Origin of the sequence: Bradyrhizobium sp., from assembly GCF_035701725.1 — a bacterium.
In the GTDB taxonomy this organism is placed as follows: domain Bacteria; phylum Pseudomonadota; class Alphaproteobacteria; order Rhizobiales; family Xanthobacteraceae; genus Bradyrhizobium.
The window spans coordinates 16,648-38,922 of record NZ_DASSRP010000327.1 but is presented as its reverse complement, the minus strand read 5'-3'; the positions used below and the strand labels follow the sequence as shown (position 1 = coordinate 38,922).

Annotated in this window: 23 protein-coding genes and 1 pseudogene; 15 read left to right on the top strand and 9 right to left on the bottom strand. The window is 61.7% G+C overall.

The genetic code is table 11. From position 1 onward, the window contains the following. Positions 1 to 16 precede the first annotated feature (16 nt). From VFL62_RS19810 to maiA, 12 genes are all read left to right on the top strand, one after another. Positions 17 to 307: a hypothetical protein gene (locus VFL62_RS19810; RefSeq protein WP_325174076.1), complete on the top strand. Its 291-nt coding sequence runs from the start codon at positions 17 to 19 to the stop codon at positions 305 to 307. After that, positions 304 to 483, top strand: a complete 180-nt coding sequence (locus tag VFL62_RS19805; RefSeq protein WP_325174071.1) for a hypothetical protein — start codon at positions 304 to 306, stop codon at positions 481 to 483. Before VFL62_RS19810 ends, VFL62_RS19805 begins: the two co-directional genes overlap by 4 nt. Further along, positions 468 to 956, top strand: a complete 489-nt coding sequence (locus tag VFL62_RS19800; RefSeq protein ID WP_325174070.1) for a GNAT family N-acetyltransferase — start codon at positions 468 to 470, stop codon at positions 954 to 956. The genes VFL62_RS19805 and VFL62_RS19800 overlap by 16 nt, the downstream gene beginning before the upstream one ends. 107 nt (positions 957 to 1,063) lie before the next feature. Next, positions 1,064 to 2,326, top strand: coding sequence for a CoA transferase (locus tag VFL62_RS19795; RefSeq protein ID WP_325174069.1), 1,263 nt, complete (start codon positions 1,064 to 1,066; stop codon positions 2,324 to 2,326). 215 nt (positions 2,327 to 2,541) lie between these two features. Then, positions 2,542 to 3,516 (top strand): quinone oxidoreductase, encoded by a 975-nt coding sequence (locus VFL62_RS19790; RefSeq protein WP_325174068.1) that lies wholly within the window; start codon positions 2,542 to 2,544, stop codon positions 3,514 to 3,516. A gap of 268 nt (positions 3,517 to 3,784) precedes the next feature. Then, positions 3,785 to 5,173 (top strand): 3-isopropylmalate dehydratase large subunit, encoded by a 1,389-nt coding sequence (gene leuC, locus VFL62_RS19785; protein WP_325174075.1) that lies wholly within the window; start codon positions 3,785 to 3,787, stop codon positions 5,171 to 5,173. Next, a complete protein-coding gene (gene leuD, locus VFL62_RS19780) occupies positions 5,174 to 5,821 on the top strand; it encodes a 3-isopropylmalate dehydratase small subunit (RefSeq protein ID WP_325174067.1) in 648 nt (215 codons plus the stop codon). Further along, on the top strand, positions 5,818 to 6,957 hold the full coding sequence (gene leuB / locus VFL62_RS19775) for a 3-isopropylmalate dehydrogenase (protein ID WP_325174066.1): 1,140 nt from the start codon (positions 5,818 to 5,820) through the stop codon (positions 6,955 to 6,957). The genes leuD and leuB overlap by 4 nt, the downstream gene beginning before the upstream one ends. Then, positions 6,957 to 8,003: an ABC transporter substrate-binding protein gene (locus VFL62_RS19770; protein ID WP_325174065.1), complete on the top strand. Its 1,047-nt coding sequence runs from the start codon at positions 6,957 to 6,959 to the stop codon at positions 8,001 to 8,003. Before leuB ends, VFL62_RS19770 begins: the two co-directional genes overlap by 1 nt. A 43-nt stretch (positions 8,004 to 8,046) precedes the next feature. After that, the gene (locus VFL62_RS19765) at positions 8,047 to 8,856 is read left to right on the top strand and encodes an ABC transporter ATP-binding protein (protein WP_325174064.1); all 810 of its coding nucleotides are present in this window, start codon (positions 8,047 to 8,049) and stop codon (positions 8,854 to 8,856) included. After that, positions 8,853 to 9,728 (top strand): ABC transporter permease, encoded by an 876-nt coding sequence (locus VFL62_RS19760; protein WP_325174063.1) that lies wholly within the window; start codon positions 8,853 to 8,855, stop codon positions 9,726 to 9,728. Before VFL62_RS19765 ends, VFL62_RS19760 begins: the two co-directional genes overlap by 4 nt. A 64-nt stretch (positions 9,729 to 9,792) precedes the next feature. Beyond that, on the top strand, positions 9,793 to 10,452 hold the full coding sequence (gene maiA / locus VFL62_RS19755) for a maleylacetoacetate isomerase (protein ID WP_325174062.1): 660 nt from the start codon (positions 9,793 to 9,795) through the stop codon (positions 10,450 to 10,452). Positions 10,453 to 10,505: 53 nt separating this feature from the next. Here maiA and VFL62_RS19750 read toward each other — a convergent pair whose 3' ends face one another. The 8 genes and pseudogenes from VFL62_RS19750 to VFL62_RS19710 form a co-directional block, all read right to left on the bottom strand. Further along, positions 10,506 to 11,579 carry an amidohydrolase family protein gene (locus VFL62_RS19750; protein WP_325174061.1) on the bottom strand — a complete coding sequence of 358 codons (1,074 nt, stop codon included), beginning with the start codon at positions 11,577 to 11,579 and terminating at the stop codon, positions 10,506 to 10,508. Between the two features lie 39 nt (positions 11,580 to 11,618). Further along, positions 11,619 to 12,518, bottom strand: a pseudogene (locus VFL62_RS26865) (NAD(P)-dependent oxidoreductase); the annotation flags it as partial. 18 nt (positions 12,519 to 12,536) lie between these two features. After that, complete coding sequence (locus tag VFL62_RS19735) at positions 12,537 to 13,262, bottom strand: ABC transporter ATP-binding protein (RefSeq protein ID WP_325174060.1); 726 nt, start codon at positions 13,260 to 13,262, stop codon at positions 12,537 to 12,539. Next, entirely contained in the window at positions 13,252 to 14,007 is a 756-nt protein-coding gene (locus VFL62_RS19730) for an ABC transporter ATP-binding protein (RefSeq protein WP_325174059.1), read from the bottom strand. The genes VFL62_RS19735 and VFL62_RS19730 overlap by 11 nt, the downstream gene beginning before the upstream one ends. Then, on the bottom strand, positions 14,004 to 14,939 hold the full coding sequence (locus tag VFL62_RS19725) for a branched-chain amino acid ABC transporter permease (RefSeq protein WP_325174058.1): 936 nt from the start codon (positions 14,937 to 14,939) through the stop codon (positions 14,004 to 14,006). Before VFL62_RS19725 ends, VFL62_RS19730 begins: the two co-directional genes overlap by 4 nt. Positions 14,940 to 14,949: 10 nt before the next feature. Beyond that, entirely contained in the window at positions 14,950 to 15,816 is an 867-nt protein-coding gene (locus VFL62_RS19720) for a branched-chain amino acid ABC transporter permease (RefSeq protein WP_325174057.1), read from the bottom strand. Between the two features lie 180 nt (positions 15,817 to 15,996). Next, the gene (locus VFL62_RS19715) at positions 15,997 to 17,244 is read right to left on the bottom strand and encodes an ABC transporter substrate-binding protein (RefSeq protein ID WP_325174056.1); all 1,248 of its coding nucleotides are present in this window, start codon (positions 17,242 to 17,244) and stop codon (positions 15,997 to 15,999) included. A gap of 190 nt (positions 17,245 to 17,434) precedes the next feature. Continuing rightward, positions 17,435 to 18,325 carry an NAD(P)-dependent oxidoreductase gene (locus tag VFL62_RS19710; protein WP_325174055.1) on the bottom strand — a complete coding sequence of 297 codons (891 nt, stop codon included), beginning with the start codon at positions 18,323 to 18,325 and terminating at the stop codon, positions 17,435 to 17,437. Positions 18,326 to 18,518: 193 nt separating this feature from the next. Here VFL62_RS19710 and VFL62_RS19705 point away from each other — a divergent pair, with 193 nt between their 5' ends. The 3 genes from VFL62_RS19705 to VFL62_RS19695 are packed head-to-tail and all read left to right on the top strand — an operon-like array spanning position 18,519 to position 21,012. Next, entirely contained in the window at positions 18,519 to 19,748 is a 1,230-nt protein-coding gene (locus VFL62_RS19705; protein WP_414644782.1) for an acyl-CoA dehydrogenase family protein, read from the top strand. Between the two features lie 14 nt (positions 19,749 to 19,762). Then, positions 19,763 to 20,329 carry a flavin reductase family protein gene (locus VFL62_RS19700; RefSeq protein WP_325174054.1) on the top strand — a complete coding sequence of 189 codons (567 nt, stop codon included), beginning with the start codon at positions 19,763 to 19,765 and terminating at the stop codon, positions 20,327 to 20,329. Continuing rightward, a complete protein-coding gene (locus tag VFL62_RS19695; RefSeq protein WP_325174053.1) occupies positions 20,326 to 21,012 on the top strand; it encodes a TetR/AcrR family transcriptional regulator in 687 nt (228 codons plus the stop codon). The genes VFL62_RS19700 and VFL62_RS19695 overlap by 4 nt, the downstream gene beginning before the upstream one ends. Before the next feature lie 169 nt (positions 21,013 to 21,181). On the opposite strand, the gene VFL62_RS19690 is transcribed toward VFL62_RS19695, so the two are convergent. Then, positions 21,182 to 22,270, bottom strand: coding sequence for an LLM class flavin-dependent oxidoreductase (locus tag VFL62_RS19690; protein ID WP_325174052.1), 1,089 nt, complete (start codon positions 22,268 to 22,270; stop codon positions 21,182 to 21,184). Positions 22,271 to 22,275 lie beyond the last annotated feature (5 nt).

Below are 22,275 nucleotides of genomic sequence, written 5' to 3'. Positions count from 1 at the left end.
GTACTTCGCGCCGTTATTGGCGCAGGCCCGCGCGCAGGGACGCATTTGCAAGGTAGCGGCCGATCCGCTGCTGCCGCTGCGCGCCTTTCACGATATCGGCGGCGCCGGCGCGCAGGCCGATAGCTACACGATCTGGATCGTTCAGTGGGTGGGACAGGAGTTGCGCGCTGATTTCCAGCACTTGCGGCGCTGGCGCAAGAGCGTTGAGCAAGCCCAGGGTTTCACGTTCAAGGCGGCGATCAGCATCATCGTTGCGGGTTTTCTCGGCGCCCTCTGGCTCGGCCTCAAGGCGATGCTCGGCAAATGATCCATCTCACACTGGTGGTCGCGCTGCTGAGCTCTTCGCCGGCGGACGCTGTTCCCTGCTGGGTTATCAAGCGCGCGGTGGCGCGCTATGGCGAGGCGGTGGCGGAGTCCTGGGCGCGCGCCAAAGGCTTTACGGCCAAAGATATCGAGCATGCGAAGCGATGCCTGAGGTCCTGAGATCAACCTACTGGATCCGCGAAGTGGACGCGCGCGACGATGAGATCGTCGATGTTCTCGGTGAATTGCATCGCCTAACGTTCTTCGATGGAGCCGCAATTCCGTCGTTCGAAACGGGACATTGGTGGCTCGCTTTTCGTGAGGCGACGCCGGTCGCGTTTGCCGGTGTCGTGCCGTCGACGCACGTCCGCAATGCCGGATATTTTTGTCGGGTCGGGGTCTTGCAGCGCCACTGGGGTCAACGCCTTCAGCTCCGCTTGATGAGAGCCATGGAAGCGCGGGCGCGACGCAATGGCTGGAATTGTCTGGTGTCCGATACGACCGCCAACATTGTCTCCGCCAATAACTTCATTCGGGCCGGTTACCGGATGTTCTGGCCCCGCTATCCATGGGCTTTTCCGGAAACGCTTTATTGGCGCAAGAGCCTTCTTGCCGGCGCTTCTTCTCATAGCACCCATTCGAAAAGGCGATAACGGAGCGGCAGACGAAGCGCTCGCTCTTGGAAGAACCACAACGGCCCGTATACAATTGCCCCCAACGATCCAGACAGGATCGAGAGACGGGAAGGAACGCGCCGATCATGACTGCGAGACCGCAACTGCCGAGCCGGATGCCGAGAGAGAAGGGGGCTCCGACCGCCCTGGATGGTCTTCTGGTCGTCGATTTTACCCGCGTCGTCGCTGGTCCCGCCTGTACCCAGACGCTGGCCGATTTCGGCGCCAGCGTCATCAAGATCGAAAACCCCGAAGGCGGCGACGACTCGCGGCACTATGAGCACGCCGATCTCGCCGGTGAGAGCGCGGCCTTCATCAGCCTCAATCGCAACAAGCGCGGCATCGCGCTTGATCTGACCAAGTCTGAGGCCTGCGCTGTCGCGCACGAATTGATCGCGAAAGCCGACGTCGTGGTCGAGAATTTTTCCTCTGGTGTGATGAAGAAGTACGGCCTCGACTATGCGTCGGTCGCCCCTCGGCATCCGCGTCTTGTTTATTGTTCGATCTCGGCCTATGGCCGCACAGGTCCGTTCGCCTCGCGCCCGGGCTTCGATCCGATTACCCAGGCCGAAAGCGGTTTCATGTCACTCAACGGCTTTCCGGATGGTCCGCCGGTGCGGACCGGGCCGCCGGCAGTCGACATGCTGACGGGCATGTCAGCCTGCAACGCGATCCTTCTGGCGCTGTTGGCCCGCGACAAACTCGGCCGCGGCCAGCACGTCGAGGTGGCGCTGTTCGACATGGCGCTCGCCATGACGCAGTTCTACGGCATGGCCTATCTGATGAGCGGCGTGAATCCGAGCCGTCAGGGAAATTCGCCGAACGGTTCGCCGTCGGTCGGCATCTATCAAGGCTCTGACGCGCCATTCTATATCGCGTGCGCCAATGACCGTCTGTACCGTCGTCTGGTCGTTGAGGTGCTGGGCCGTCCCGATCTCGTCAGTGGCGAATTCGGCGACCGTCGCTCGCGGACCGCCAACAAGGACAAGCTGCGCGCCATCCTCACCGAAGTTTTTGCCAAGGACACCCGCGAAAGCTGGGTCGCCAAGATGAAGGCGGCCAATATTCCGGTGGGTTATCTGCGCACCGTCGAGGAAGCCTTCAACTCGCCGGAAGCGCGCGAACGCCATCGCGTCAGCGAAATCCCGCATCCGACGGCGGGCACCGTTCCGAATATCGAAACCCCACTTAACCTGTCGCTGACGCCGGCGATCGATCCAGTGGCCGCGCCCTTGCTGGGGCAGCACACCAGAGAGGTGTTGCGCGATACACTCGGCTATGATGACGCGCGGATCGCCGCCTTGGCCGAAGCCGGCGTGTTCGGCAAGATCTTGATGACGGCCGGATGATCACGGCCGTACATCGTTGTGCACGAGAGAGCCCGGTGGCCGTTTCGGCCGCCGGGCTTTTTGTCGTTTCTGGAGCAGACAAAATTCGTTTTTGGCTGCGCCAATCGCAGGGGCGTGTATTTTCGCTCCCGCGGCGACGTTATAATAGTGTCTGCAGGCATCGATGCCGTTGAAGTCCCGATTTTGTCGTGTCCGTTCCCTCAGGAGTTGTTCCCATGACGCATGCCATCCGCTTTCATAAAACCGGCGGTCCCGAAGTTCTGATCTGGGAGGAGGTCAATGTCGGCAAGCCCGGGCCTGGGGAGGCGCGTATTCGCCACACTGCGGTGGGCCTCAATTTCGTCGACATCTATAATCGCTCCGGTGTCTATCCGCTGCCGCTGCCAAGCGGGCTGGGCGGTGAGGGCGCCGGTGTTGTCGAGGAGGTCGGTTCCGCCGTCACCGATTTGAAGCCGGGCGATCGTGTCGCCTATGGCGCGGCGCCGCTTGGGGCCTATGCCGAAGCGCGGCTCATCCCGGCCGATCGCCTGCTCAAGTTGCCTGATAGTATCGACGACAAGACCGCAGCTGCGATGATGCTCAAGGGGCTTACGGTGCAGTACCTCATCCGCCAGACCTATCGGGTCAAGGCGGGTGATACGATCCTGCTTCATGCCGCGGCGGGCGGTGTCGGTCTTATTCTGTCGCAATGGGCCAAGCACCTCGGCGCCACCGTGATCGGCACCGTCGGCAGCGACGAGAAGGCCGCACTTGCCAAGGCCCATGGCTGTGCGCATACCATTGTCTATTCCCGCGAGGATTTCGTGAAACGGGTCGACGAAATCACCGGCGGCAAAAAGGTGCCAGTGGTCTATGATTCCGTCGGCAAGGATACCTTCCTGAAGTCGCTCGATTGTTTGGCGCCGCTCGGTATTGCCGCGCTGTTCGGTCAATCCTCGGGCGGTGTCGAACCGCTCAATCTCGGCCTTTTGGCGCAGAAGGGCTCGCTGTTCGTAACGCGACCGACGCTCAACACCTACGCGGCCAAGTCGGAAAATCTTCGCGCCATGGCAAAGGAGCTGTTCGAAGTCGTCGCCTCTGGGGCGGTGAAGATCAACGTCAACCAGACCTACGCGCTCAAGGACGCCGCCAAGGCGCATGCCGATCTTGCGGCGCGCAAGACCACCGGCTCGACGGTCTTCGTGGTATAGGCGCAGGCGAACCATGCCGCGACGGTCGTCGCCTGCCTGCTGCAATCGCAGGCAGCGCGACCGTTGCATGCGCCTCATCGCTCGCCGCGCGGGCCGGGCGAACTCAAGGCTAGCCGAAGCGGGAGTTGTTGTGCTTTGATGTGCTCAAGGCCAGGGCCCAATGAGGCCCTCATAAACTAAGCCGAAAACGGCTGACGACGGTGAAATTCCGTGGCCATCAAGGGAGGCGCACTTGGAAACACGTGCTCAGGCCACACGCGGCCGTACCATGCTGGCCAAGATCTGGGACCAGCATGTCATCGCCCGAATTAGCGACGATACCGACCTGCTTCACATCGACCGCCACCTGCTGCACGATCTCGGCGGCTCGCGCGGATTGCTCGACCTCAAAGGCCGAAATCTGGCGGTTCACAATCCGGAACTGACGTTTGCGACGCCGGATCACGCGATCTCATCGGCTCAGGGCCGGGCCGGCACCAGCAAGACCGGGCTGGAACTCCTGGAAGGCTTGCGCGCGGAGACATCCGCCAGCGGCATTACGATGTTCGACGTGGATCAGCCGGGCCAGGGTATCGTTCACGTCATCGGTCCCGAACTCGGACTGAGCCTGCCCGGGTGCCTGATCGTTTGCGGCGACAGTCACACCTGTACCCATGGCGGATTGGGCGCGCTCGCGTTCGGCATCGGCTCGAGCGAGCTGACGCACGTGCTGGCGACGCAGGCGCTGATCCAGCGGCGCCCCAAGACCATGCGTGTGAAGTTCGAAGGCAAAATGTCCGCTGGCGTAACGCCCAAGGACCTCATCCTTGCGCTGATCGGCCATGTCGGCGCGGCCGGCGGCACCGGCTACGCCGTCGAATATGCCGGCAGTGCGATCCGCGAAATGCCAATTGAAGGGCGGCTTACCATCTGCAACCTCTCGATCGAGCTTGGCGCGAAGATGGGCATGATCGGGCCGGATGAGAAGACCTACGAATTCATCCGCGGCCGGCGCTATGCGCCAAAGGGCGCGATGTGGGAACGCGCCGTCGCCGCGTGGCGCCAACTGCCAAGCGATGCGGATGCGGTGTTCGACCGCGAAGTCACCATCGACGTGAACAAGATCATCCCGCAGATCACCTGGGGCATCAGCCCCGAGCATGTCGTCGGTGTCGATGGCCACGTGCCGGACCCGGCCGACATAGCCGATCCCGCGCGTCGCTCCGCTATCGAAACCGCGATCGACTATATGGGGCTCAAGCCCGGCGCGCCGATCGCTGGCACACCGGTCGATTGGGTTTTCATCGGTTCCTGCACCAACAGCCGCATGAGCGATTTGCGCGCGGCGGCCGCGATCGCGCGCGGCCGCAAGGTTGCCCCCAACGTTAGGGCCTGGGTCGTGCCGGGCTCGGAGACGGTGAAGCGCGAGGCGATCGCCGAAGGACTCGACAAGCTGTTCACCGAAGCCGGCTTCGAATGGCGCGAGCCCGGCTGCTCGATGTGCCTTGCCGCCAACGGTGAAGTCGTGGCGCCGGGCCAGCGCTCGGTCTCGACATCCAACCGCAATTTCATCGGCCGGCAAGGACCGCGTGCGCGTACGCACCTCGCCAGTCCGGCAATGGCCGCCGCCGCCGCCATTTCGGGCGCGATTGCCGACGTTCGGACCATGGAGCGATAGATGCCCAATCCGTTTACAAAGCTCAGCGCGATCGCCGCTCCGATCATGCGCGCCAATATCGACACCGATGTCATCATCCGCATCGAGCGCCTGGTCGGCAATTCGATTCGCGGCACGCTCGGCAAATGGGCGTTCGGCTCGTTGCGCTACCTGCCGGACGGATCGGAAAATCCGGATTTCATCCTGAACCGCGAGCCGTACCGCAATGCTGAAGTGCTCATCACCGGTCCGAATTTCGGTTGCGGTTCCTCGCGCGAAGGCGCGGTGTGGTCATTGCAGGAAATGGGAATCCGCGCCATCATCGGCTCCGGTTTCGGGGACATCTTTTTCGCCAATTGTTTCCAAAACGGCATTCTGCCCATCGTCGTCGACAAGCAGATCGTCGATGCCCTGGCGATGGAAGTCGAGCACAGCCAGGGAGCCGGGCGCGTCTCCATCGATCTGGAAGAGCAGACCATCACCTCGCCATCGGGAAAAGTGCACGGCTTCGAGATCGATCCGCGCCGCCGCGCTGGCTTGCTGAGGGGATTAGATGAAGTCGAACTGACCTTGCAACGCGACGACGAAATTCGATCCTTTCAAGCCAGAGACCGGGCCGAGCGGCCCTGGATTCATTTCGCAACGGATTCTGCGAGGAATCACGCATGAGCGCTTCGTCCAACATGATCAAGCTCGCGGTGGTTGGCGGCGAAGGCATTGGGCCCGAGGTGACCGCGCAGTCTCGACGCGTTCTCGACTGGTTTGCGTCGCGACGCGGCGTAGCGATGACGTTGCGCGAGGCGCAATACGGCCTCATTCCGTATCTTTCGACCGGCAAGGTATTGCCGGATGAAACCGCCGAGGCGATGGACGAAGCCGATGCGATCCTGTGGGGTGCGACCGGTGGGCCTGAGACCAAGGAAGTGCCGGCGGAAGCGCGCAAGGCTGGCGGCTTGTTGTCGCTGCGTCACAAATACGATCTCTACGCGAATTTGCGGCCGATCCGCGCGAATCCGGCTTTGTCCGAATCTTCGCCGCTGAAAGCGCGGATACTTAAGGATGTTGATTTCGTCATCATCCGCGAATTGACCAGCGGCATCTATTTCGGCGAGCCGCGCGGCATCGAAACGCTGCCGGATGGTCAGCGCCGCGGTTTCAACACTGAGCAATATACGACCAGCCAGGTACGGCGGGTGGCGCGCGCGGCCTTCGAACTCGCGCGCACGCGGCGCGGCAAAGTATGCTCGGTCGACAAGGCCAATGTGCTGGAGACCAGCGTGCTGTGGCGCGAGGAGGTCACGGCGCTACATGCGGAAGAGTTCCGGGACGTCGAACTTAGCCATATGTATGTCGATAACGCCGCAATGCAGATCGTGCGTGAACCTGCGCAGTTCGACGTGATGGTTACCGGAAACATCTTCGGCGATATCCTGTCCGACTGCGCGGCAATGGCTTCGGGATCGCTCGGTATGCTGCCGTCCGCCTCGCTCGGGCCGGTCGACCGCTACGGTCGCCGCAAGGCGCTTTACGAGCCGGTGCACGGCAGCGCGCCCGATATTGCCGGCAAGGGTATCGCCAATCCGCTCGGCTCCATTCAGAGCGTGATTATGATGCTGCGCATGACGCTCAACCGGCCAGAGGATGCAGATCTCCTGGAAAAGGCTGTCGATCTTGCGCTCGCCAACGGCGCGCGCACGGCCGATATTGCCGAAGCCGGCGCGCGAAATCTCTCGACCAAGGAAATGGGCGATGCGGTGCTGGCGGCGCTCGACAAGGTTGCGAGCGATGCAAGGGAGAAGGTGTGATGGCCACGGTTCTTTCCCGCCGTTCGGCGCTGACTGTGATTGCCGGTGGCGCCAGCCTCGCCGCTGGTTCGGTCCGTGCCGAAAACATGAGTGGGCGTCCCATCTATCCGGTCGCGATCCCGATCTACCAGTCGCAGTTCGTGGCTGATCGTATCGGTTACTTCAAGGAGGCCGGCCTCGACTGCAAGCTCATTCAAGGCGGTAGCGGCGTGAAGACCCGCGAAATCATTGCCTCCTCGCAGGGCGACGTCGGCATCGGCGACGTCACTCATCCGATGCAACTTGCCAATCACGGCCGCGCCGGCCGCATCCTGATGCCGACCGACACCCGAAGCAGCGCGGTGATGTTCATCATTCGCAAGGATCTCTGGGATCAGGGCATCACGACGCTGGAAAAGCTCACGGAATGGAAGCGGCCCGATGGCCGCAAGCCGATCGTCTCGGTGTCCTCGCTCGGTGGGACCAACCACGTCTGGTCATCCTATTATATGGAGACGATGGGTCTTGCAGAGAAAGTCACCTGGATTGGTACCGGAAACGTGGACACCATGCTGGGCTCGCTCAAGAGTAAGCAGGTCGACATACTTGTCAGCTCGCTTTCGCTGCTCGACGAATCTCAGGAGCAAGGCTGGGGCACGCTGCTCTTCGACGGCACCGACGAGGCGATCTGGAACAAGTATATCGGCGGCAAGGTGCCGGTAACCTGTCATTTCACGGTGCAATCGACCATCGACAAGGACCGGCCGAAGATGCAGGCCTTCGTGACTGCCTTGTGGCGCGCGTCGCAGTGGATCAAGACGCATTCCCCGGATGAGGTCTATGACGCGATTGAGCCCTATGTCGGCAGCACCTCGCGCAAGGCCAATATCCTGGAAATTACGGCATTGAAGAGGGTTGCGGATTACGACGGGGTCATCGACGCGGCGAGTTTTTCGCGCGGAGAGAAAGTTTGGTTCCGGGAAATGACCGGCATCAAGCCGCTGACCATTTCCGAAGTCGTCGTTCCCGATTTTGTGCAGGCCGCCAAGAAGGCATATCCGGGTTGACCGAAAGCCGGAAAGCTTGAGCGCCAGGGAGCCAGGGGACGCCATGCCGCTTGATCGGTCGCAGGATGTGAGCCGCATCGATATCCGGGATTTGAACAAGACCTTTCAGCTCGCAGGCGCCGCGATCGAGGCGGTGCGCGGGGTGTCCTTCAGCGTGAAGCGCGGCGAGTTTGTGGCTCTGCTCGGCCCATCCGGCTCGGGCAAGAGCACTGTGCTGAACATGATTGCGACCTTGATCAGACCTTCAAGCGGGCAAATCCTGATCGATGGCACGGCGATCACGCCGGGTAAGGCGACGCCCAATGTCGGATATGTCTTTCAGCGCGACACCTTGTTTCCCTGGCGCACGGTCGCCGACAATATCGGTTACGGCCTGCAACTCGCCGGCAAAAGCGAGGCCGAGCGAAGGGAGCGCGTCATGGCCTGCATCGCGCAGGCGGGCCTGAGAGGATTCGAGAATGCCTATCCCTCGGCATTGTCCGGTGGCATGCGCCAGCGCGCGGCGCTGATGCGCACGCTGGTGGTCGAGCCGCAGATCCTTCTAATGGACGAGCCCTTCGGCGCGCTTGACACCCATACCAAGATCGACATGCATGAAGTGTTGCTGCGCATTTGGGAGCGCGAGCAGCAGACGGTACTGTTTGTGACCCACGATCTCGGTGAGGCGCTGACGCTCGCCGACCGCATCATTCTGTTTTCGGCCCGGCCGGGCCGGATCAAGGACATGTTCGATGTCGATTTTGCGCGCCCGCGCGACGCCGTGAAGGTGCGGGAGACGCCGCGTTACGCCGAATTGTTCCAGCACATCTGGCACTCCCTCGGCGAGGAGTTTGTCAAGGGACGCGAGCGATGAAGCCGCGCCGGCATTCGCTCAGCACCCTGGCATGGCAGGTTTTAATCTGCGTGATCGTGCTATCGCTGTGGCAGTGGGGCTATCAGTTGCACGCGCAATTTCCCTGGCTCGTACCAGATCTGCTGGACCCTTATTTCATCTCGAAGCCGTCGGAGATCGTCGAGCAGTTTCTGATTTTGAGCTGCCTGAAATCCAAGCTCGGCGTCTTTAGCGGCTGGTTCAATGGCGATTTCGCCAAGTGCATGGCCCGCACCGAGAACAATCTCTGGGTCGCCACCGCCGTCACGCTGAAGAACACGTTCTTCGGTTTCGTCACCGGCGTCACATCGGGCTTTGCCGCCGGGCTCATTCTTGGGCGCTCCGACCGCCTGAGCGCGATCTTTCAACCCTTCATCACCGCGGTGAATTCCATCCCGCGCATTGCGCTGGCGCCGATCATCGTGCTGGCGTTCGGCATCGGCGATACTTCCAAAATCGTGACTTCGTGGATCGTGGTGGTGTTTCTCGTGTTCTACAACACGTTCGAAGGCGCGCGCTCGATCGACGAGGGCTTCATCAATGCCGCGCGGCTGCTTGGGGCGAGCGAGTGGCAGATCACCCGGACGGTGGTGATCCCGTCGACCATGGCCTGGGTATTTGCGTCGTTGACGCCGGCGATTTCCTTTGCACTGATCGGCGTCATCGTCGGCGAATTCATCGGCGCCGAAAAGGGGATCGGCCGGCTGATTATCGAATCCGAGGCGCGCGGCGAGGCTTCGGGCATGATGGTGGCCGTCACAATCCTGATGCTGGTCGGTGTCGTGCTCGCTGCCGGAATTCGGCGGTTGCAGGCCTATTTATTGCGCTGGCAACAACATAATCGTGCGGATTGACGTGCTTGCCTAATCACTCGCGGATGATACAGCTATCCACACCTCCAGCCATAAAGGTTTGTCGATGGGTATCAAGGTTTACGGCTTTTGGCGGTCGATCGCATCGTTTCGCATCCGCGTTGCGCTGAAATTGAAGGCGCTGCCGTTCGAGGAAGTCTCGATCGACATCCTGCAGGGCAAGCAATTCGAGCCGGGTTATGATGCCGTTAACCCCGAGCATGTGGTGCCGACCTTCATCCATGACGGCCATTCGCTCTATCAGTCGCTGGCGATCATGGAATATCTCGACGATATCCAGCCCAGCCCGCGGTTGCTGCCGGTTGACGCCAAGGAGAGAGCTTATGCACGATCGCTGGCGTTGATGACGATCGCGGATGCCCATCCGCTAACCGTGCCGCGCGTACGCAAGCATCTCGCAAAAGCTTTTGGCGCCGACGCCAAGGCGATCGAGGAATGGGGTGGGCATTGGACCACCGAAGGGCTGGCGACCTATGAGCGCTTCCTGGCGCGGCGGAAGCCGGCGCCGTTTGCGCTCGGCAAGGACGTCGGCCTGGCCGATATCTGCATCGCCGGCCAGGTGGTCGGCGCGCAATATCTCAAGATCGGTCTCGACGCATACCCCCAGGTGAAGGAGCTTACCGATCGCTGCTTTGCGATGCCCGAGTTCTTAAGCTCGCACCCGTTCGAACAGCCCGACTACAAGACGTCGGGCGCAGCGCGCTGAGAAAGTTTCATCCCTCCCCACGCTGCGCGGGGAAGGATGAGACGATATCGACCTCAGACATCCAGCCCGAGCACGCGTGCGGCGTTACCGCCGGCGATCTGCGCCAGCGTCGCCTCGTCCATACCATGGACACCCGCGACATGCCCGATCGGATTGTATTCTGCCATGTCGAAGGGGTAGTCCGTGCCCATGACGATACGGTCGGGCCCGAACACGTCGATCAAATACGCGAGCTGGTGATAGCTGAAGACGACGGTGTCGAGATAGACCTGCCGCAAATAGGTCGTTGGCGGCAGCGGTAGCTCGCCTTGCGAATCCTTGCGTGCGCCCCAGGCGTGGTCGATGCGGCCCGAATAGCCCGGCAGATAGCCGCCGCCATGGACCGCCATCAGCTTCAGATCAGGGAAGCGCGCCAGCGTGCCGGAGAAGATCAGGTTGTGAAGCGCGAGCGTCGTTTCCAGCGGATTGCCGAGCACGTTGTTGAAATAGAAGTGCGTCAGGCGCTCGCCATGAGTGAAACCGTTCGGATGCATCATGATGAATGCGCCGAGCTGTTCGGCACGGGCGAAGAACGGCCGGAATTTCGGATCGGATAATTCCTGGCCGTCAACATTGGTGAGGATCTCGACGCCCTTCAGCTTGAGATCCTTCATCACGTATTCGAGCTCCCGCACGGCAAGCTCCGGCTCCTGCAAAGTCACGACGCCCAGTCCGACGAAGCGGTCGGGTTTGCGCGCGCAATATTCCGCAACGCCGTCATTGGCGAGCTTGTGGGCCTGCTCGGCGATCTCCGGCTTGACCGCGTAGTAGCATTGCGGCGGCGCCGGCGCGACGACCTGGATATCGATGCCCATCTTGTCGAGATCGAACAGGCGGCGGTCGATGGTCGTCATGACCTCGGCGACGTCCTTTTCCTGCTGCGCGTTGATCTCCTTGGTCAGGCTATCTGCGAAATGTGCCAGCGGCACGCGCGACAGATCGACATGGGGGCCGGCGAGCTTTGCCGCCTGCGGCACCACGATATGAGCATGGATATCGATCGTGGTGGAAGAGGGCCGCCGCGCAAGGCCATCTGCGTCGTGGTTGCGGGCGGCAGTGCGGCCATAACGATTCTTGGCATCGATCATTGGAAGGGGCTCTGCTGTTGGTTATTGGTTGTAGTTCAATCAGGCGTTTGGCTTGCGGCGAGTCCAGTGTACGGAAACGGTCGTCGCGTCCGCTTCGCCAAGTCCGTCTTTTTCCGCCTCCTCAAAGCAGGCCAGCGCGCTTTTCGCAACCGGCAGTTCGGCATGGAGGGAGGCGGCGAATTGCACGGCGGTCGCGAGGTCTTTTTTGGCCGCCGTGATACCGAAGGCGGTTTCGCCGAGCGGAGCGCCACCGAGCACCTTGGCAATGGTTGGCCCGCGCGCCTTCATCGCCGCCGGTGCGCCGTTGGTGTCGGTGAGGATATCGATCAGGCGCTCCGGAGGCAGGTTGAGCGGCTTGCAGATCGTCAGGGACTCGCCGAGTGCCTGCCAATAGACGAGGAGCGGCAGATTGACCGCGAGTTTCAAGGTCGCGCCAGCGCCGAGCGGCCCGACATGTTCGATCCGCCGGCAAAGTTGGTCCAGCAGCGGCCTGGCGCGCGCGACATCGGCATCCGACCCGCCGACGAGGCCGAACAGCTTTCCCTCCTTGGCGGGCACTTTGCTGCCGCCGACCGGGCACTCGACGAATGCTGCGCCCGCTTTTGTTACGGCATTACCGACCGATTTCATGGTGTCCGGCTGGATCGTGCTCATGTCGATGATGAGCTTGCCGCCGAGCTTGGCCTTGAGCAGGCCGTTTTCGCCACGATAGACAGCCTCGGTGGCGGCGTCGTTGAGCAGCATCACGATGGTGACATCGCAGCCCTCGACGAGAGCGGCCGGCGAGCCAAAGGCTTTCGCCCCCGCTTCGACCAGCGGCTTGGTCTTGGCGGCGTCACGATTCCACACCGCGACCTCGTGGCCGACCGCGATCAGCCGCTCCGCGATCGAACCGCCCATCCGTCCCGTTCCGCAAACGCCGACTTTCATCTTATTTCCCTCGGTTCCGTGCCTGGTTCAGTGGGCATGATACACGCCAAGATGTTGCGCGATCAGCTCCTCGTTGTTCAAAACCTCGCTCGCATTTCCTGAAAAAACGCAGCGTCCGGTGTTGAGAATTACCGCCTGGTCGGCGACATCGAGCGCAAGCTGACGATTTTGCTCGACCAGCACGATCGACTGGCCATCTTCTTTCAGTCGTTTGATGGTGCGGCCGACTTCGGCGACGATCAAGGGCGCCAAGCCCTCGGACGGCTCATCGAGCAGCAATACGCGGGGATTTCCCATCAGCGCGCGGCCGATTGCAAGCATCTGCTGCTCGCCGCCGGAGAGCGTACCGGCAAACTGCGCATGGCGTTCCTGCAGGCGCGGGAACAGCTCGAAGATACGTTCGACGTTCCAGGGCCTGGTCGTCTCACGTTCGCGCTGACGCGCGACGGTCAGGTTCTCGCGCACGGTCAGCGACGGAAAGATGCGTCGCCCCTGCGGGACGAGGCCGATACCGAGGCGCGAAATCCGCTCCGGGCTCAGACCTCCGATCTCCTCGCCAAACAGGCGGATGTCGCCTTCTTTCGGCGCCAGGAAACCGACGATGGTAGAGATGCACGTGGTCTTGCCGGCGCCGTTGCGGCCAAGCAGTGCCAGCACATGGCCTTCCTCGAGCGAAAAACCGACGCCATGCAGAATATGGCTGTCGCCATAGAAAGCATTGACGTTGGAAAGGGTGAGGGCTTCACGCGCCAAGGTACACCTCGCGCGTTCGCTCATCTGCAATCACCTGATCGCGTTTGCCGTCGACGATGACCTTGCCGTAGTTGAGCAGCGTCACGGTCTCGGCAAGGTCGAGCGCGGTATCCATGTCGTGCTCGATCATGACGACGGTGGTTTGCTTTGAGATCGAGGCAATCAGCGCCTTCACGGTGGTGCGCTCGCTGTTTGACAAGCCGGCGAGCGGTTCATCCAGCAGCAATACGCGCGGCTTTTGCGACAGCGCCATCGCAAGTTCGACCCGGCGCTTTTCGCCATAGGCAAGCTCGGAAACGGGATGACCCGCCAGATGCAGCAACCCGACGCTGTCGAGCGTCCGGCGGGCCTCTTCCGCCAGATGCCGATAGGACGATAGCGGCCGCCACATCTGCCAGCGCGACGGCAACAGTCCGAGCAGTCCGAGCGTGACATTGTGCTCGAGCGTGTCGCCGGCAAATAGCGTGATGATCTGGTAGGTGCGTGACAGCCCGCGATGGGCGCGCTGATAGGGAGCAAGCGTTGTTACATCCTCGCCGAACAGCTTGATCATGCCGGCGTTGGGCCGCATGTCGCCGCTGATCTGGTTGAACAGCGTGGTTTTGCCAGCGCCATTCGGGCCGATAATGAGCCGCCGTTCGCCGGGCCGGATCGAGAGCGATACGCCTTGCGTGACCTTCAGGCCGCCGAAGGCTTTACTCAGGCCGACAATCTCGATCGCAAAATCGGGCGAGGGTACGGTCATGACGATCGTCCCCGAAAGCGTTTCGTGAGCTTCTGCAAGCCCGGCACGATGCCTGTCGGCATCACCAGCACGATGAACAGGAACACGAGACCGAGCAGCATGTTCCAGCGTTCGATATAGGCAGAGGCGTAGTTCTTGAGCAGCAACACCAGCGCTGCGCCGACCGCAGGGCCTGCCAGCGTGCCGGAGCCGCCGGCAATGACGCCAAGCAGCGCCTCGGCCGAGCTCGTAGTCGAAAGCGAGGTCGGATGGATGTATTTATTGTAGTAGACGTAGAGCAGGCCCGCGATTGCGCCCCAGAACCCGGCATAAATGAAGGTGATCCAGCGGATCATCCAGGGGTTGAAGCCGAGCGCTGCCATGCGGCGGGGCTGGTCGCGCACGCCCTTCAGCGAAGAGCCGAACGACGAGGAAACGAAGACCGCCATCATGATGAAGGCGATCACGAGGACGGTGAGCGAGAACCAGTAGAAAGCCGTTGCGCTTTCGAGCGAAACGCCGAACGGGGCAGGGCGGGTCACGCCGGTGATGCCGTTGTCGCCGTTGGTGACGTTCGACATGCGATAAGCGAGCCCCCACAGCACTTGCGACAGCGCCAGCGTGATCATCAGAAAGCCAAGACCGGTTGCGCGGAGCGCGATCACGCCGAAGAAAGCCGCCATCGCGACCGTGCCGAGAATCGAGACCAGCGCGGCGGAACCATGGTCGAAGCCATAACGGGTGGTCAGAAGCGCGCAGAGATAGGCCGCAATCCCGAGATAGGACGCGTGACCGAGCGAGGTCATGCCGCCGAAGCCGACCAGAAGATTGAGGCTGAGCGCGAAGATCGCCGCGATATAGATCTGGCTTGCGAGGTTGACGTAGAAATCGCCGGCGATAAACGGCAGCGACAGCGCCAGCACGGCGAAGATGGCGATCGCGATCCACTTCATTTGCCGAGTCTCATGTGCCAAGCCGCCCAAACAGGCCCTGCGGGCGAAACGCGATCACAAAGATCATCGGTAGAAACAGGATGATGTAGGCAAGCTCCGGGAATAGCGCGGTGCCGAACGTGTAGATGAATCCGATGATGAAGCTGCCGACAAAGGCGCCGAACAGGCTGCCGATGCCGCCGAGGATGACGACGATCAGCGCCAGCGGCAGCATGTCGGCGTCGAGCCCGGGATAAGCGGACAAAATGGGGCCGCCAAGCACGCCGGCCGCCCCCGCAATTCCGGTGCCGAGGCAAAACACGATGGTGAAGAGGCGCGAGACCGGGATACCGACCGCGCGTGCCATCTGGCGGTCGTCGACGCCGGCGCGGATCATGGCGCCGAGCCGCGTGCGGTCCATCAGGATATAGAGCGCGATCGCCGCGACGATGGCGACGCCGACCAGCACCAGCCGATAGGTCGGGAAGACGAAGCCGAACAGCCGCGTCGGCGCCTGCAGATTGCGAGGCGTCGGCACCGGGATCGAATCGCCGCCCCAGAACACGAGGCAAGCGTCGGAGATGATGAAGGCCATGCCGAGCGTGACGAGCACCTGGCCGAGCGGATTGGTTTTCAACCGCGTCAGCACCAGACGTTCGAACAGTCCGCCGAACGCAGCAACGATGAAGCCGGCTCCAACAGCGGTGACCCAGATGTTGAGCCCGGTATAGTCGCGCATCGCCACGGCCCCGAGATAGGTGCCGAGCATGAAGAAGGCGCCATGCGTGAGGTTGGCGAGCCGCATCAGGCCGAAGATTAGCGAGAAGCCGGCCGACAGCAGAAACAGCAGGCCTCCGAGCGACAGGCTGTTGAGACCCTGGATGATCCAAAACTGCATCTAGCGTCTCGATACTCGTCTTGCGATTCACCTCTCCCCGCTGGGGAGAGGTCGGATGGCAAAGCCATCCGGTGAGGGGCAATGCTTCACGATAGACCGTAACCCTCACCCCGACCCTCTCCCAGACGGAGAGGGAGCGCAGTTCCTGCGTGGATAAGGAGTTGGGTCTAGTTCAGAGAGTTACAGCTCCAGGTTCTTGGCCGGCGGATAATCGCGCGAAGAGACCGGGTTCTTCAGGAATTCGGTCTTGTCGTAGGTCCAGAACTGGCTGACGTCCGGATAGGTCTTGATCACGGCGTTGACCAGGCGGCCGTCACTGCGCGTCACCTTGCGGATGTAGACATTGCCGATCACGTTGCCGAACTCGTCGAATTTGACGACGCCGCGGATCGTATCGACGTTGGTGCTGCGGATCGCGGACATCAGCGCCTTCTTGTCCTCCGCGTTGGCCTTGATCGCCTTCAGCGCGCCTTCCAGCACTTCGCCGGCAATGTAGGTGCTCGCGGCATAATAGCCGGGGTCGTACTTGAATTGCTTGCGGAAGGCAGGCGCAAATGTCTTGTTGAGCGGATTGTCGATTTCGGCCGAGTAGAAGCTCGTCGTGACGATCCCGAGCGCCTCGTCGCCCATGTTGCGCAGCACGGATTCGTCGAGCGCTGTCATGCCGCCGATCACCGCCATCTTGTCCTTCAAGCCGTATTCGACGAACTGGCGCAAGAACCGGAAACCGTTGGAGCCGGCATAGCCGAGGAAGATCGCATCCGCGTTCTTCACCTGCGCGACATAGCTGCCGTAGTCCGGCGTTGCGAGCGGCGTAAAGATCTTCTGGATGATCTTGCCGCCATTGTCCTCGAAGGCGCGCTGGAAGCCGGCGCACATCTCGTGACCGTAGGCGAAGTCGTCAGCGATCGTGACCATCCGCTTGTACTTCAGTTCCTTCGCCGAATAATCGGCGAGCGGGTAGGCGCATTGGGCCGAGGTCGACGTCAGCCGGACATACCAGGGGGAGGGGTGCCGCTGTGTCATATCTTCGGCGGCGGAGACGCCGAGCGTCGGCACCTGCTTCTCGGTGAGATAGTCGATGATTGCCAGCGCCTCGAAGGCGGCAAGCGGGCCAATGATGCAGTGGACGTCGTTCTTCTCGACCAGTTCCTGCGCCTTGGTGCGGGCAGTGGCGGGAACGCCGGCGGTATCGGCCACGATCAGTTCGACCTTGCGGCCGGCCAGCGTGTTGTCGTGCTCCTTCAGGAACATGGTCAACGCCAGTTCCATGTCGATGCCGCCGGAGGCGAGCGGGCCGGTTTTGGCTGCGAGCAGACCGACCCGAACCGGGCCGCTTCCTTGCGCGAATGCGAGATTGGGGCGTGCCAGGGTCGCCAGGCCTGCGCCGGCAACGCCGGAGACGAACTGTCGTCGTGTAACCGTCATGATCCCTCCCAAGGCAATGAGCGGAAATATCCGTGCTTCTTGTTTTGTTGAACGATTTATCGGACGGATGTCCTAAATGATCAAGTGATAACCACGCCCCGCCTGGAGTAATCGGCCACGCACTAAAGTCGAAACCGGCCGGATCTGGCGCGTTTTGACGCGCTGCGGTAGCGATCCGCGACGATTGAGCTTAATTGCCGCTTTTTGCGCCCTTGACGATGTTCTTTTTCAAGACCTCGAACACCGAGGCCGTGTCCTGATCGCCCAGCCCCATGGCCATGGCCTGGGTGTAGACTGGCTGTGTCAGCGTGAACATCGGCGTCTCAACGCCGACATCGCCGGCGAATTCGGCGATGATCGCCATGTCCTTCTTCCAGGTCGAAACCTTCATAGTGGCCGGTTCATACTTGCCCTCGACCATCATTGGCGCGCGCATCTGGAACATGCGCGAGCCGCCGGCGCCGGGGCCGACCATCTCGACCACCAGCTTCGGATCGAGGCCGGCGCGTTCGGCCAGGATCATGGCTTCGGCGGTCGCCACATTGTGGATCGCGACCAGGTGATTGGCGACGAACTTCATTCGGCTGCCATTGCCGAAAGTGCCGAGGTCGGCGCTTTGCTTGCCGAAATCCGCAAACAGCGGCGCGCATTTGGCGATTGCCGCACTGTCGCCGCTGGCATAGACGATCAGATCGCGCATCTTGGCCTGCGCACCGGTGCCGGACAGCGGGCAATCGAGCGCAATATGGCCAGCAGCTTTCAAAGTCGCCTCGAAGCGAAGCTTGTCGGCAAGCGTCAATGTGGAGAGTTCGACAACGATGCGCGGCGGCGCACCGGATTCGACGATTTGTTTCGCAACGCTTTCGACGGCGGCTGGAGTCGGCAGGCTCGTCATGATGATCGGCACGTTGCGCGCGACATGGGCCACGCTTTCGACAATGGCGACGCCGGCCTCCGCCAGCTCGGCGCACTTCCCAGCGTCGGTGTCGAAGCCGACAACATGCCATCCGCGCTCGATCAGATTGCGCGCAATCGCGCCGCCCATGATGCCGAGCCCGACGATTCCGACCGTCTTGTCCATGCCGCTGATCCTTCCCTGCCGAATTCGATTGACGGGCAACGCAGGCCGCGCCTTAATTAGTGATCGGACGATAAACAACCGTCAAACGCCCGGCTGGTCAAGCAGCATTCGCGATCCATCCTGGCGCGCACGAAAGAAGAATCGAGCGTATAAGATTACGCGGGCTTGGCGGGGCGATCGGGAGGATCGCGACATGACAGCTACCGGTCTGAAGACGAATGCGATGTCCTCCGGGGCGGAGGCGGATGGCCGCGTTTACGCGGAGATGGTGACGCGTGCCGCGGCGCTGGCCCCGCGCTTGCGCGAGCGCGCCTCCAGTTCGGAACAATTGCGCTGCCTTGCCAAAGATACCGAGCGTGAACTGCATGAAAGTGGCCTGTTCCGCATCGTCCAACCCAAGCGCGTCGGCGGCTCCGAGCTTGACTACGTTGCATTGATCGATTGCGGCGATGCGATGGGGCAGGGCGATGCTTCGGTCGCCTGGACCTTCGCCAATCTCGCCAGCCATCACTGGATGCTGGCGATGTTCGATCGCCGCGCACAGGACGCGGTTTGGGGCAAAAACCCGGATGCGCTGATCGCCTCATCCTTCATCTTTCCGGCCGGACGCGCCCGGAAGGTCGATGGTGGCTATGTCCTGCGGGGCCGCTGGCCGTTCTCCTCGGGCGTGAATTGCAGCGAATGGAATATGCTGGCGAGCGTGGTGTCCTCAGACGATGACGCCGACGGTATCGAATATCGCATCTTCCTGCTTCCCAAGAGCGACTATCGCATCAACGATACCTGGGATGCGACCGGCCTGCGCGGCACCGGCTCCAATGACGTCGAGGTCGAAGACGCTTTCGTGGCTCACGAAATGACCGTCGGTGTGCACGAGGTCGCGGGCGGGCCGACGCCCGGCAGCGCCGTCAATCCGAACGCGCTGTACAAGTTGCCGGTGTTCTCGCTGTTTCCTTATGTGCTCTCCGGTGTTGCGCTCGGCAACGCGCAGGCTTGCCTTGACGATTATGTCGATCTGGCGCGGCACCGCGCCTCCACCTATAACCGCGCCAAGCTCGGCGACCTCCAGACCACCCAGATCAAGATCGCCGAAGCGTCTTCGAAGATCGATGCGGCGCGGCGGATCATGCGCTCGGCCTGCATCGAGGCGCTTGTGCAGGCACGAGGCGGGCACTTTCCGGACATGCTCGAAAAGACCAAGCTGCGGCGCGATGGCGCCTTTTCCGTCAATCTCTGCACGGAAGCGGTGTCGCTGCTGTTTGCCGCAAGCGGCGCGCGCGGTCTTTATATGTCCGGCGCCTTGCAGCGTCAGTTCCGCGACGCGCACGCGATCAACTCCCACATCGCCTTCAACTTCGATGCGGCGGGCACCAACTATGGCAGGGTCGCGCTGGGCCTGCCTTCCGAAAATCTGACGCTCTAGAGACGGCCCACGGGATGAACGACAAACCAACGCACGTGCCGGAGCCGGAGACTGCCAATGAGCTCGCGAGCGGAAGCTCGGCGCTCGATCCGCGCGATTTCCGCAACGCGCTCGGCACCTTTGCCACCGGCGTCACCATCGTGACAGCGATGGTCGATGACGGCAAGCCTTACGGGCTGACCTGCAACTCCTTTGCGTCGGTCTCGATCAATCCGCCGCTCGTGCTATGGAGTCTTGGCCTCTATTCGCAGGGCTTGCCGATTTTCCAGAACGCGAGCCATTTTGCCGTCAACGTCCTCGGCATTTCTCAGGAGGCGCTTGCCAGCAAATTCGCCAAGTCAGGCGTCGACCGGTTTACCGGCGTCGATTGGAAGGCCGGGCTCGGCAATGCGCCGTTGATCGAGGGCAGTGTCGCCCATTTCCAATGCCGCGCCGCCAATCGCTATTACGGCGGCGACCACGTGATCTTTCTCGGAGCCGTCGAAGCCTACACCTACAACAAGCAGGAGCCGCTGCTGTTTCTGAGTGGCGGCTTCGGCCGATTTGCCAAGAACGTCGTCACGGTACCCACCAACTCATGAGCAAGAAGATCAGCACCAGGCGGGCGCGAACCAAACAGCGGCGGCTGTCGCCCGATGATCGGCGCAAGGAGTTCGTCGCCAAGGCCACCGAGTTTTTCGCCGAAGAAGGGTTCGGCGGCGGCACGCGCGCGCTGGCGCGAAGACTCGGTGTAACCCAGCCGCTGCTTTATCGGTATTTCCCCAGCAAGGACGACCTGATCAAGGAAGTGTATCGCACGGTCTATCTCGAGCCGTTCGGGGACGGTTGGGAAAAATTGCTCGGCGATCGCACGCGGCCGCTACCGGAGCGCTTGAAGGAGTTCTATGACGCCTATACCGGCGTGATCTTCAGCCGCAAATGGCTGCGCATCTACTTCTATTCGGGCCTCAAAGGGCTCGAAATCAATCGTTCCTATGTCGGCATCGTCCGCGACAAGATCTTGAGCCGCATCATCCGGGAATGCCGGCATGCGGCGGGCCTGCCGGCGCAAAGCAAGCCGAGCGCGGCCGAACTCGAGATGGTCTGGGTGTTTCATTCCGGCATCTTCTATTACGGCGTGCGCAAGTTCATCTATGAAGCTCCGGTGCTCGAGAGCAAGGAACAGATGATCAGCGACGCGGTCGATGCATTTCTCGCCGGCTTTGCCAGCGTCTTTGGCGCGAAGGAAGAAGCGCGCAAGGCGGTGGTAAAGGAAACGGTGTAGATCCCGTTTATTCCTATGATCGCGAGCGATAGCGAAGCGATCCAGCTTTTTACAGGCCAGTCCTGAATCACTTCGTCGCTCCAGCGCAAGATTGCTCTGCAATTTTTGTCGCGGGCTCCTCGCGATGACGACACCTCAGGGAATGTCGGGCATCGCAAGGCCTGCTGCTCTACTTCTTCATCCCCGCATTGACGCGCGGCAGCACCTGCTCCGCCATCAGGATCATGGACTGGCGGCCGAGTTCACGGTCTTTCCAATCCTTGCCGGCATAGAGCAGCGTGCCGAAGGTTCCGACTTCTTCCTGGAATTTGAGTAACTGATCGGCGACGCTGTCCGGCGTGCCGTAGATGATCAGCTTGTCGCAGATCGATTCCAGCGTCACCTCATCGTCGGGCTGATCGCGCCGCGTCTTGAACAGCTCGATGCGGCCGTTCTTCTTCAGCTTGGTGTAGAGCGAGCGATAGTAGAAGGCGTAAGGCCCGTTCGGGTCGGTGGCATAGGCCTTGGCGGTTGCGGCGTCTTTCGCGACGAACACGCTCTTGGCGACACGCCAGTTGGCGGGATCGGCTACCCGGCCGCCGCGTTCGCAGCCCTCGACATATTTCGGCCAATGGCTTTTCACCCAGGCCGGCATCAGAAAGTTCGCCGAGATCGGTTCCCAGCCGCGAATCGCGGCTTCGGTCACGCCCTTCGAGAACGGCGCCACCGCCGTGACCACGATCGGCGGATGTGGCCGCTGCAACGGCTTGGCGATAAAGCCTTGCCCGATATCGGCCATCAGCGTGCGCTCGACCGAAATGTTCCAGTACTTGCCCTTGATGTTATAGGGCGGGTCGCTGGCCCAGATCTCGAGAACCTGATTGATCGCTTCCAGAAACATCTCGTTACGGTTGGCGTCGAGGTTGCCGAACAGTTCCGCATCCGACAGCAGGCCGCCGGGGCTGATCCCGAAGATCAACCGCCCGTCCAGCATGTGATCGAGCATCGCAAGCTGGGCGGCGGTCGCGGCCGGGTGGGTATTCGGCATATTGACGGTGCCGGTGCCGAGCTTGATGTTTTTCGTCGCCGCCGCAATCCAGGCCAGAAACGACACGCAGGAGGTGATGTTTTCGGCGCGGTCGGTGACGTGCTCGCCGACATAGGCCTCGGTGAAGCCGAGCTCGTCGGCCAGCAGGAACGCCTCGCGATCCTCTTGAAGCGAAACCCGCCAATCCTTCTCCAGCGGGTGGATCGGCATGGTGAAGAAGCCAAGTTTCATGTTTC